The following is a 7,003-nucleotide window of genomic DNA, read 5'->3' on the forward strand; positions in this document are numbered from 1 at the left end:
ACAAAGAAAGGCCCCGCGATTTCGCGGGGCCTTTTGATTTTGAGTCGACTGGATTGGCAAAACTCAATTGCTCTTGCCAGCCACATTTTTCTCACAGGCCGAAGAATCAACTTAAGAAAGCAGCAGCTACAACACACCTAAAAAATGAAATGGGCAGGCATGGACTGGGTTCCTGTTGGATGCATATATTGAAATTATTTTTAAGGTAGAATCCAATGGCTTTAAACAGAACCGCTCCAAGACCTGTCTCAAAGACCAGCCTCGCCTTGGGTTTAGTTTTTGCGTGCGGGTTATCGCCGCAAATCCTGTCAGCTCAGAATGCTCCATGCGCATCGCTCGGGAGTCTGCGTTCTCTTACAACGACAGAAGATGGCAGTCAGTCGCTTTGGCTGTCCAGGACGACAGGCGGATCCAGGTTTGCTCTTGACGCAACTGCTTCGTCGACCCGCGTTGACACCTGGGTTGGGCAGGGGCTGCATATTTCAGCTTCTCCAGTTGTGGCTACCGGCGCAGCTGGCGCGCACACGCTCTCCGAGATATCGGGCGATGGTGGAGATTGCGAGATCGCAACCACCAACCAACTGGCCCGTCCTGACCAGACGCTTCCACCTGTTCCGATCCGCCCCGGTGGGGGTGGTACCGAACCTGATGGAGGGGGCGCTACCGGCGGTCAGCAACTGACCGAAAGTGCCATTATTGGCTTTTCCCCGATCCTGCTAGGGCGTTGGTCGATTACCGAGCGTTTGAACCGGCGTGCACTTGGCCCCTATGGTGCCGATAGCGCCGATTCCACTTCGATCAAAGAAGAAAGCCTTGCCTGGTTTGATGTGACCTACCTTCATGCAAACAACAACCAGTTTGGTCGAGGTGGTCGTGACAATAGCGCCCAGATTATCGTTGGGGCGGACTTGTGGCAGAGTGGGGCTGTAAAGGTTGGTTTTGCAGGCGGTTTTGAATCAACTGACACTGACTCGTTCAACAACACAGTTTCTGCGGATGCCAACAGCTATTTCATAGGTCCGTATCTGGGGTGGAGACCGGACGAATATACGCTGGTGGATATATGGCTTGGATATGCCAACCGAAAATTCAAAAACGGCATAGCTGCCTATCGGTCGTCATTTGATGCAGACCGGTTCTTTGTTGATGCCAACATCACCAGACGTATCAATAGCGGCAACTATTCGATATTCCCGAAGCTTGGCATCTTTTACGCAAATGACGACATGCCTGCGCATCAATACTCGAATGGGACCTCAACATTTACGGTCACCAGCCATAATGCTGAGACGTTGATTGCCCGATTGGCGGTTGATGTCTGGCGCGACCCAATCATTGGCTCGAACGGCTTGCAATGGCTACCCTTTATGAGTGCCGGTGTTGATTGGTATGCAGAACAACCCGGAGACAGGCGTGTGCTGAGCAATGACATGACCATCGACAGCACCGGAGATGTTATTGGATCGCTTTCGGCAGGTACGGATATCTTGACTGAGAATGGTGGTCGTTGGACTACCAAAGTGACCTATGATGGCATCGGATTGAGTGGATACAATGAGGTCGAGGTCGAGCTTGCTTTCAACTTTGACTTTTAAGCGCAGGTGAACGGGCTCAGAAGTGCGTCGGCCTGATTGGATGTATTGCGGATGGACGATAACTTTGCGTCCAAACCGAGTGTTTGGTGGTTTGGACAGTGAGGCATCGACGGGAGCGACCCAGTAAATTGTTGCTTGGACCAGTTGACATTGCGTCTGCTGGTTGAGCCAATGGCCAGATTGATTTCAGGCCGGACCAGATTGATATGACCCCAAATGTTAAAGGCGCCTTGCTGATGGTGGGAAGCATGGCAGCTTTTACCGTGAATGATACACTGGTTAAGGTTGCCTTGCAGGAATTGCCGCTGTTTCAGCTTGTCGCTATTCGCGGCGCGTTAGCTACAATTCTGATCTATGTACTTGCCCGCTTTTTGGGATCGCTGCACCTGAATTTCCCGCACCATGACAGATGGCTGGTGGCGTTGCGGTGTCTGGCGGAACTGTCAGCGACTTTCTTCTTTCTGACGGCGTTAAAAAGCATGCCGCTGGCTAATGTGACAGCGGTACTGCAGGCATTGCCTTTAACCGTCACTCTGGGTGCGGCTCTGTTTTTCTCGGAACATATTGGGTGGCGGCGTATCCTGGCGATTGCCCTTGGGTTCGTAGGCATGTTGTTGATCGTACGGCCCGGACCCGAAGGTTTTAGTGTATTTTCGCTGTATGCATTGGTTGCGGTCGCGTCAGTCACAGTGCGGGATCTGATTACGCGGCGTATGTCAGCCGAGGTGCCGTCGATGGTTGTTACGCTTGCGACATCACTTTCGATCACCGCTGCTGCGGCAATCGCATCGATATTGGAAGGCTGGGTTCCAGTTTCGACAGGCGCCGGAATGTTGGTCGCGTTGGCGGCGGTCTTTGTGCTGATGGGATACCTGTTCAGCGTCATGGTGATGCGGGTAGGGGACGTGGGTTTCGTAGCACCCTTCAGATACTCAAGCCTGATCTGGGCATTGGGACTGGGTTGGTTGGTGTTCGACGAATGGCCTGATCAGATCACGATGCTTGGAGCGGTGCTGGTTGTTGCCGCCGGTTTGTTCACCCTGTTTCGCGAACGGACCCATCAAGCAACGGAGTGAACCTGTCTGACGTAGTCCTGATCGATGGCAAAGCGCGCGATGAATTCACCTTCGAGTTCCGGATCCAGCGGGGTCATCTCGATCTTGCTGTTCCGGGTATTGGGTGAGTCGTTGAACTGGTTCAGCGTGCGCACCCACATTGGCGCGTCCGGATAGCTGACGACTGGCATCGAGTTGCCGATCCTGTGGTGGGTGAAGTTCATGATCGTCAGTGGGCAACCACCGCGCACATACATGCCAAATGCAACACCTAACAAATGCCGAAACACTTTCTTGGCCTGCACCCCTTCTGGCCCAAACCGGGCCAGAAACCCGTGATTGTAGTCGATGGCAACAGATCGGTTTTCAGCCATCAGCCCTTTGCACTCTTCCGCTGCTATGCGCAACCGCTCGACGAAATCAACCGATACGGCATCATCATCGTCGTGCCGAAACTGCAGGCAGGGCTGATTGAAATCATCCCTGGCGGCGTTAAGTATCTCTTTCATGACCTTGCGATGGCGTTCAGGCTGCCGCTTTATGATCCGAACCTGTTTCATTCCGGCGGTGAGATCATGCAGGCGATCCAGTGCAGGTTTCGGCAGGCAGTCACCGATTACGATTAGCAACTGATAGTCTTCGTCTGTTTGTTCGCGGAAACAGGGCAGGGTGGTTGCCTCGAACAGGCGAAACCGCTCTTCCAGTCTCTCCGGGCTATAGAGGTACCGCCGTCGTTCCTCGATTGTATCATGCTCAATCTGGAAACCACCGAGGGCAGGATAGGAGAAGCGGCACAAACCGATGACTTGCATGTCTAATCCGTAAAGAACGTTCTTGTGGCGACTATGCCTCTGCCTCGTCAGACCCGCAACTGGCTGTTGGAATTGAAACTGCACCGGGGCTTTGATAGGTCACCGCAATCCGGATAGCCGGCAGCGCAACGGGTGTGCTGTTGACACTCGGGCCGACTCCCCCTATTACGCGCGACATCTCGGTGCCGGGGGCCGCCCCACAACCGATTCCAGTAATGAACTGGTCAAGGCCCGGACAATTTTGTCGTTCGCGCCCTCTGATAAACAACCGCGACGTTCACCTCGGAATGGGAACGTTCGCGGGTTTTGCGCTTGTGGACGCATAAGTGCAGCGAATTTAACCGCACGCGATGCGCGTGCATGTCATGTGTGTTGCAAAACGGGGAAGAAACCGGAATGCCAACTATTCAGCAGCTGATCCGCAAGCCGCGGCAGCCTAAAGTAAAACGCTCGAAGTCCATGCACCTGGAGCAGTGCCCGCAGAAGCGCGGCGTCTGCACCCGCGTGTACACCACCACACCGAAGAAGCCGAACTCGGCTATGCGTAAGGTTGCCAAGGTGCGCCTGACCAACGGGTTCGAGGTCATCTCGTACATCCCGGGTGAAAGCCACAACCTGCAGGAACACTCGGTTGTTCTGATCCGTGGCGGCCGTGTAAAAGACCTTCCCGGTGTGCGTTACCACATCCTGCGCGGTGTTCTGGATACTCAGGGCGTCAAAGATCGTAAGCAACGTCGTTCGAAATACGGCGCGAAGCGTCCCAAGTAAGAAGGAGAGGCTGATATGTCACGTCGTCACGCCGCCGAAAAACGCGAAGTCCTGCCTGACGCCAAATTTGGCGACAAGGTACTGACTAAATTCATGAACAACCTGATGATCGACGGCAAGAAGTCGGTCGCAGAGCGCATCGTTTACAACGCCTTTGATCGCGTTGAGAACAAGGTAAAGCGCGCTCCTGTCGAAGTGTTCCACGAAGCGCTCGACAACATCAAACCGTCGGTTGAGGTTCGCTCGCGCCGGGTTGGTGGTGCAACCTATCAGGTTCCGGTCGAAGTGCGCCCCGAGCGCCGCGAAGCACTGGCCATCCGCTGGCTGATCACTGCTGCGCGCGGCCGCAACGAAAATACCATGGAAGAACGCCTCGCCGGTGAGCTGCTGGACGCTGTACAGTCCCGCGGTACTGCCGTGAAGAAGCGCGAAGACACCCACAAGATGGCCGAGGCGAACAAAGCCTTCAGCCACTACCGTTGGTAATTCAGAGGCTTATCAAAAATGGCACGCGAATATCCGCTCGAACTATACCGTAACTTCGGTATCATGGCGCACATCGACGCAGGTAAGACTACCTGCTCGGAGCGTATCCTGTATTACACTGGTAAATCCCACAACATCGGTGAGGTGCACGATGGTGCAGCCACCATGGACTGGATGGAGCAGGAGCAGGAACGCGGCATCACCATCACTTCGGCTGCGACCACTACCTTTTGGGAACGCACCGAGGACGGTCAGACCGCCGAAACTCCTAAGCACCGCCTGAACATCATCGACACCCCTGGCCACGTTGACTTCACCATTGAAGTTGAGCGTTCGCTGGCGGTTCTCGACGGTGCCGTCTGCGTTCTGGACGCAAACGCCGGTGTTGAGCCCCAGACCGAAACCGTGTGGCGTCAGGCTGACCGCTACAAGGTTCCGCGTATGGTTTTCGTCAACAAGATGGACAAGATCGGCGCTGACTTCTTCAACTGCGTCAACATGATCGAAGACCGCACCGGCGCACGCGCTGTTCCGGTTGGTATTCCGATCGGTGCCGAGTCCGAGCTGGAAGGTCTGATCGACCTGGTCACCATGGAAGAGTGGCTGTGGCAGGGCGAAGATCTGGGCGCAAGCTGGATCAAAGCTCCTATCCGCGACAGCCTGAAAGACATGGCTGACGAATGGCGCGGCAAGATGATCGAAGCGGCCGTCGAAATGGACGACGACGCGATGATGGAATACCTGGAAGGCAATGAACCCGACGTTCCGACCCTGCGCGCCCTGCTGCGTAAAGGTACTCTGGAAATCGCGTTCGTTCCGGTTCTGGGTGGTTCGGCGTTCAAGAACAAAGGCGTTCAGCCTCTGCTCAACGCTGTGATCGACTATCTGCCCAGCCCGCTGGACGTTGTTGATTACATGGGCTTCAAACCCGGCGACGAGGAAGAAGTTCGTGACATCGCCCGTCGTGCAGACGACGACATGGCCTTCTCGGGCCTGGCGTTCAAAATCATGAACGACCCCTTCGTTGGCTCGCTGACCTTTACCCGGATCTACTCGGGCACCATGAACAAGGGTGACTCGATCCTGAACTCGACCAAAGGTAAAAAAGAGCGCATCGGTCGTATGATGATGATGCACTCGAACAACCGGGAAGAGATCGAAGAAGCGTTTGCAGGCGACATCATCGCGCTGGCGGGTCTGAAAGACACCACCACCGGTGACACCCTGTGTGACGCGAAGGATCCGGTGGTTCTGGAAACCATGACCTTCCCCGATCCGGTGATCGAGATCGCGGTTGAGCCCAAAACCAAGGGCGACCAAGAGAAGATGTCCCAGGGTCTGGCCCGTCTGGCCGCCGAAGACCCGTCCTTCCGTGTGGAAACCGACCTGGAATCGGGTCAGACCATCATGAAGGGCATGGGCGAACTTCACCTGGACATCCTGGTTGACCGTCTGAAGCGTGAGTTCAAGGTTGAAGCGAACATCGGTGCACCGCAGGTGGCCTATCGTGAAACCATCTCGATGCCTGTCGAGCACACCTACACCCACAAGAAACAGTCGGGTGGTTCGGGTCAGTTCGGTGAGGTTAAACTCGAGATCACTCCGACCGAGCCAGGCGAAGGTTACTCGTTCGAAAGCCGCATCGTTGGTGGTGCCGTTCCGAAGGAATACATCCCGGGTGTTGAAAAAGGCATCCAGTCCGTCATGGACAGCGGCCCTCTGGCTGGCTTCCCCGTGATCGACTTCAAGGTTGCCCTGCTGGACGGTAAGTTCCATGACGTTGACTCGAGCGTTCTGGCGTTCGAAATCGCAGCCCGTATGTGTATGCGTGAAGGCATGCGCAAAGCTGGCGCGAAACTGCTGGAACCGATCATGAAGGTCGAAGTGATCACCCCGGAAGAATACACCGGCGGTATCATCGGTGACCTGACCTCGCGTCGTGGCCAGGTGTCTGGTCAGGAACCACGCGGCAACGCGATCGCGATCGACGCGTTCGTTCCGCTGGCGAACATGTTCGGCTACATCAACACTCTGCGTTCGATGTCGTCGGGCCGTGCCCAGTTCACCATGCAGTTCGACCACTACGATCCGGTTCCGCAGAACATCTCGGACGAGATCCAGGCGAAATACGCATAAGCGAAGATTTGAGGGAGCTCGGTTAACGGGCTCCCTTCATTACCGAAAAAGGAGGCCATCATGGCAAAGGAAAAGTTTGAGCGTACAAAACCGCACGTCAACATCGGCACGATTGGCCACGTTGACCACGGCAAGACCACGCTGACCGCAG

General features: G+C 55.3%; 7 protein-coding genes. 6 read left to right on the forward strand and 1 reads right to left on the reverse strand.

Going from position 1 to position 7,003, the window contains the following annotated elements:
- The first annotated feature begins 497 nt into the window (after positions 1-497).
- Positions 498-1,595 (forward strand): autotransporter outer membrane beta-barrel domain-containing protein, encoded by a 1,098-nt coding sequence (locus ACR0IO_RS22330; protein ID WP_480744939.1) that lies wholly within the window; start codon positions 498-500, stop codon positions 1,593-1,595.
- Between the two features lie 206 nt (positions 1,596-1,801).
- The gene (locus ACR0IO_RS22335) at positions 1,802-2,671 is read left to right on the forward strand and encodes a DMT family transporter (protein WP_480744941.1); all 870 of its coding nucleotides are present in this window, start codon (positions 1,802-1,804) and stop codon (positions 2,669-2,671) included.
- Here the strand turns inward: ACR0IO_RS22335 and ACR0IO_RS22340 are convergent.
- On the reverse strand, positions 2,656-3,462 hold the full coding sequence (locus ACR0IO_RS22340) for a putative rhamnosyl transferase (protein ID WP_480744943.1): 807 nt from the start codon (positions 3,460-3,462) through the stop codon (positions 2,656-2,658). The two genes, ACR0IO_RS22335 and ACR0IO_RS22340, sit on opposite strands and share 16 nt — an antisense overlap.
- Before the next feature lie 396 nt (positions 3,463-3,858).
- Between ACR0IO_RS22340 and rpsL the strand changes: the two genes are divergently transcribed.
- From rpsL to ACR0IO_RS22360, 4 genes are all read left to right on the forward strand, one after another.
- Positions 3,859-4,230: a 30S ribosomal protein S12 gene (gene rpsL / locus ACR0IO_RS22345; protein WP_005621086.1), complete on the forward strand. Its 372-nt coding sequence runs from the start codon at positions 3,859-3,861 to the stop codon at positions 4,228-4,230.
- A 15-nt stretch (positions 4,231-4,245) separates the two neighbouring features.
- Positions 4,246-4,716 (forward strand): 30S ribosomal protein S7, encoded by a 471-nt coding sequence (gene rpsG / locus ACR0IO_RS22350; RefSeq protein ID WP_010441203.1) that lies wholly within the window; start codon positions 4,246-4,248, stop codon positions 4,714-4,716.
- 18 nt (positions 4,717-4,734) lie between these two features.
- Positions 4,735-6,852: an elongation factor G gene (gene fusA, locus ACR0IO_RS22355; protein WP_155142446.1), complete on the forward strand. Its 2,118-nt coding sequence runs from the start codon at positions 4,735-4,737 to the stop codon at positions 6,850-6,852.
- Between the two features lie 60 nt (positions 6,853-6,912).
- The coding region (locus tag ACR0IO_RS22360; RefSeq protein WP_215675807.1) for a GTP-binding protein at positions 6,913-7,003 on the forward strand (91 nt) is incomplete at its 3' end.

The sequence above is a fragment of the Ruegeria sp. CE12 genome (assembly GCF_056537525.1).

What these genes read in the sequence shown, in the direction of transcription:
- ACR0IO_RS22335 (WP_480744941.1), top strand. Translation starts at nt 1,802, where the DNA reads ATGACCCCAAATGTTAAAGGCGCCTTGCTGATGGTGGGAAGCATGGCA.
- ACR0IO_RS22340 (WP_480744943.1), bottom strand. Translation starts at nt 3,462, where the DNA reads ATGCAAGTCATCGGTTTGTGCCGCTTCTCCTATCCTGCCCTCGGTGGT.
- rpsL (WP_005621086.1), top strand. Translation starts at nt 3,859, where the DNA reads ATGCCAACTATTCAGCAGCTGATCCGCAAGCCGCGGCAGCCTAAAGTA.
- rpsG (WP_010441203.1), top strand. Translation starts at nt 4,246, where the DNA reads ATGTCACGTCGTCACGCCGCCGAAAAACGCGAAGTCCTGCCTGACGCC.
- fusA (WP_155142446.1), top strand. Translation starts at nt 4,735, where the DNA reads ATGGCACGCGAATATCCGCTCGAACTATACCGTAACTTCGGTATCATG.